This window comes from Streptomyces sp. NPDC033221 (assembly GCF_055577005.1).
Genome location: NZ_JBVIQN010000088.1, coordinates 1 through 4892, shown reverse-complemented (window position 1 = coordinate 4892; position 4892 = coordinate 1). Strand labels below are relative to the sequence as shown.

Sequence of the window (4892 nt, the reverse complement as noted above, 5' to 3'; positions counted from 1 at the left end):
CGGGCCCTGTCTCCGGCTCTGGATGCGTTCGTGGTGTTCTCGTCCGTGGCCGGCACGATCGGCAGTCCCGGTCAGGCGAACTACGCGGCGGGCAACGCCTTCCTCGACGCCCTGGCCCAGCACCGGCACGCGGCGGGCCTGGCGGCGGTGTCCCTGGCCTGGGGCCCGTGGTCGCAGGACAGCGGTATGACCGGCACTCTCACCGAGGCCGACATCCAGCGCATCGCCCGTCAGGGGATGCCGCCGCTGTCCGCCGAGGAAGGTCTCGCCCTCTTCGACGCCGCACTCGGCGGCACCGAACCCACGGCGCTCCCCGTCCGCTTCGACCTGGCGGCCCTGCGCGAGCAAGGAGACATCCCCCCGCTGCTCCGCGGCCTGATCAGGACCCGCTCCCGGCGGTCGGCCGTCGCCGGCTCGGCCGCGGCCGCCGGCCTGGCGGGGCGCCTGTCCGGACTGGGCGCGGTGGAACGGCGCGAGGCACTGCTGGACCTGGTGCGCGCCCAGATCGCGGTGGTACTGGGCCATGCGAGCCCGGAGACGGTCGACCCGGACCGGGCCTTCCAGGAACTGGGCTTCGACTCCCTGACCGGGGTCGAACTGCGCAACCGGCTCAACAAGGCGACGGGCATGCGCCTCTCGGCCACCGCCGTCTTCGACTACCCCACGGCCGGCACCCTCGTAGGCCACCTGCTGGACGGGCTGTTCGATACGGAGGCGGCGGCCGACGAGGTGGCGCCGGTCCGGACGACGGCGGCCGTGGCCGACGACCCGGTGGTGATCGTCGGGATGAGCTGCCGCTACCCGGGCGGGGTCGCCTCGCCCGAGGACCTGTGGCGGCTGGTGTCGGACGGCACGGACGCCGTCTCGGACTTCCCGGCCGACCGTGGCTGGGACGTGGAGTCGCTCTACAACCCCGACCCCGAGGTGCTCGGCACCTCGTACACCCGCTCCGGTGGGTTCCTGCACGAGGCAGCCGACTTCGACCCCGAGTTCTTCGGGATGAGCCCCCGCGAGGCGCTGGCCACCGACTCGCAGCAGCGCTTGCTGCTGGAGACGACATGGGAGGCCCTCGAACGGGCGGGCATCGACCCGACCACGCTGCGGGGCAGCCGTACGGGCGTCTTCGCGGGCATGATGTACACCGATTACAGCGAGATCATGGTCGGCGACCAGTACGAGGGCTACCGGAGCAATGGCAGCGCGGCCAGCATCGCTTCCGGCCGGGTGTCGTACACGTTCGGTTTCGAGGGTCCGGCGGTCACGGTGGACACGGCGTGCTCGTCGTCGCTGGTGGCCCTCCATCTGGCCGCGCAGGCGCTGCGGTCCGGTGAGTGCTCGCTGGCCATGGCGGGCGGCGTGACGGTGATGTCGACGCCGACGACGTTCGTGGACTTCTCGCGGCAGCGGGGCCTGTCGGCGGACGGGCGCTGCAAGTCCTTCGCCGATGCGGCTGACGGTGTCGGCTGGGGCGAGGGCGTCGGCATGCTGGTGCTGGAGCGGCTGTCGGATGCGCGTCGTCACGGGCATCGGGTGCTTGCGGTGGTGCGGGGTTCCGCGGTGAATCAGGATGGTGCGTCGAATGGTCTGACGGCGCCGAACGGTCCGTCGCAGCAGCGGGTGATCCGGCAGGCGCTGGCAAGCGCGGGTCTGTCGGCGGCGGATGTCGACGCGGTGGAGGCGCACGGTACGGGTACGACGCTGGGTGATCCGATCGAGGCCCAGGCGCTGCTCGCCACGTACGGCCAGGACCGCCCGGAGGACCGGCCCCTGCGACTGGGCTCGGTGAAGTCCAACATTGGCCATGCGCAGGCGGCCTCCGGTGTCGCGGGCGTCATCAAGATGGTGCAGGCCATGCACCACGGTCTGCTTCCGCGGACGTTGCATGTCGATGAGCCGTCGTCGCACGTGGACTGGAGTGCCGGTGCCGTTGAGCTGCTGACCTCTGCGGCCGAGTGGCCGCAGGGCGACGGGCCGCGCCGTGCGGGCGTCTCCTCCTTCGGCGTCAGCGGTACGAACGCCCACGTCATCCTGGAACAGCCCGAAGACCAGCCCGGACCGGTCGCGGCCGACACCGCACCGGACACCCCGGCGGCCGAGTCCGGCGTGCTGGCGTGGGTACTGTCCGGCAGGAACGAGGCCGCGCTGCGCGATCAGGCGGCACGCCTGCTGTCCCTGACCACGGCCCGCGACACGCTGCCCGCGCGGGACATCGGCCACTCACTGGTGACGGGAAGGGCGAGGTTCGCCCACCGTGCGGTGGTGTGGGGCCAGGACCGCGACACACTGGTACGCGCCCTGTCCGCCCTCGCGGCGGGCGAGGCCGACCCCGGTCTGGCGGAAGGCTCGGCCGGCGCGGGGAAGACGGCGTTCCTGTTCTCGGGCCAGGGTTCGCAACGCCTGGGCATGGGGGAGGGGCTGTACGGCCGCTACCCGGTGTTCGCGGAGGCGTTCGACACGGTGTGCGCCGCCCTGGACGAGCACCTGGACCACCCTCTCCGGGGCGTCGTGTGGGGCGAGGACGCGGACCTGCTGAACCAGACCGCTTACGCCCAGGCCGGGCTGTTCGCGGTCGAGGTGGCGCTGTACCGCCTGGCGGAGTCGTGGGGCGTGCGCGCGGACTTCGTGGCGGGACACTCGATCGGTGAAGTCGCTGCCGCGCATGTGGCGGGCGTCTTCTCCCTCCCGGACGCCTGCGCGCTGGTCGCGGCCCGCGGCCGCCTGATGCAGCAGCTGCCCGTGGGCGGGGCCATGGTGGCGATCCGGGCGACGGAGGAGGAAATCCTTCCGCTCTTGGTGGAAGGCGTTTCGATCGCGGCGGTCAACGGTCCGTCGTCGGTCGTGGTCTCCGGTGCCGAGGACGCGGTACTCGCCATCGCGGCGCACTTCGAGGAGGAGGGACGCAAGACCAGCAGGCTGCGGGTCTCGCACGCCTTCCACTCACCGCTCATGGAACCGATGCTGGAGGAGTTCCGCGCGGTGGTGGCACGGCTGTCCTTCGGTACGCCGGCCATCCCCGTCGTGTCGAACCTGACCGGCCGGCTCGCCGACCCCGAACAGCTCGCCCACGCCGATTACTGGGTCCGGCACGTCCGCGAGGCAGTACGTTTCGCCGACGGGGTGCGGGCGCTGCGGGCGGAAGGCGCGACGCGGTTCCTGGAGCTCGGCCCGGACGGTGTGCTGACGGCGATGGCCCGGGAGTCGGCACCGGACGAGCCCGTGCTCGTTCCCGTACTGCGCAAGGACCGGCCCGAGGAGACGACGCTGCTGGCCGCCCTGGCGGAGCTGTACGCCCGGGGTGCGAGTGTGGACTGGACGGTGCTGTTCGCCGGTTCGGGTGCGCGATGGGCGGATCTGCCGACGTACGCGTTCCAGCACGAGCGGTTCTGGCCGTCGGGCGGGATGGTGCGTGCGGGGGATGTGCGGTTCGCGGGTCTGGGGTCGGCGAGGCATCCGTTGCTGGGCGCGGCGGTGGAGCTGGCGGGCTCGGGTGGTCTGCTGTTCACCGGGCGGTTGTCGGTGTCGTCCCATCCGTGGCTGGCTGATCATGTGGTGCTGGGTTCGGTACTCGTGCCCGGTACGGCACTGGTGGAACTCGTACTGCGGGCTGCCGACGAGGTGGGCTGTGACCTGCTGGAGGAGCTGACGCTGGCCGCGCCCCTGGTGCTGCCCGCCTCGGGCGCCGCGATCCAGGTACAGGTATGGGTCGGCGAACCCGACGAAGAGGGCCGCCGGCCGGTGTCGGTCCACGCGCGGGAGGGCGAGGCCCCCTGGACGCTGCACGCCGACGGCGCGGTGACCACCGGAGCCACCGTGGCCTCCTTCGACACGGCCGTATGGCCCCCGAAGGGCGCACAGCCCGTGGACGTGGCGGGCTGCTACGACGACCTCGCCGATGCCGGTCTCACGTACGGACCGGCCTTCCAGGGCCTGCGGGCGGCCTGGCGGGCGGGCGAAGACCTCTACGCCGAGGTCGGGCTCCCCGAAGGCACCGACGGCGACGCGTACGGTCTGCACCCCGCCCTCTTCGACGCGGCGCTGCACGCGGCGGCCTTGGGCGGCGCCGAAGCGGGCGGAGTCCCGTTCTCGTGGACCGGAGTGACCCTGCACGCCTCCGGCGCCTCGCACCTCCGCGTCCGTATCCGCGGCGCGGGCAACACGATGTCGGTCGCGATCGCGGACACGTCCGGTGCGCCGGTCGCCTCCGTGGAGTCGCTGGTGATACGTCCGCTCGCGGCCGGGCAGGTGCGTACCGCCGACCGTGACGCCCTCTTCAAGGTCGACTGGATTCCCGTACCGCTCCCGGACGAGCGGGTCGAGCCGGGCACCGGCCCGGAGGGCGAGCCGTTGCGGACGTACGCGGACCTGGAGTCCGTGACCGATTCGGTCGGAAGCGTCCTGATCACACCGCCCACCGGCACCTCGGGGACGGTGGAGTCCGTCCACGCCGCGACCGCCTGGGCGCTGGAGACGGTGCAGTCGTGGCTGGCCGACGAGCGGTTCACCGGCTCGCGTCTGGTGTTCGTGACCCGTGGCGCGGTGTCGGGCACGGGCCTCGCGGGTGCCGCCGTCCGGGGCCTGGTGCGCTCGGCACAGTCGGAGAACCCGGGCCGCTTCGGCTTGGTGGACCTGGAGGGCGACGCCGATACGACGGTGCTGCCGCAGGCGCTGGCGACCGATGAGCCTGAGTTGCTGGTGCGCGGTGGTGAGGTGCTGGCACCACGCCTGGCCAGGGCCCAGGCGCAACGGGACGTTGCGTGGGACTCGGCCGGTACGGTGTTGATCACCGGTGGTACGGGTGGCCTGGGCCGTACGGTGGCCCGGCATCTGGTGGCGGAGCATGGGGTACGGAGTCTGCTGCTGGTCAGCAGGCGCGGTCTGGCCGCGGAGGGTGC

General features: G+C 72.4%; 1 pseudogene. It reads left to right on the top strand.

What is annotated here, in order from left to right:
• Positions 1-18: 18 nt before the first annotated feature.
• Positions 19-4892: pseudogene (locus ACZ53K_RS42585) on the top strand (type I polyketide synthase); the annotation flags it as partial.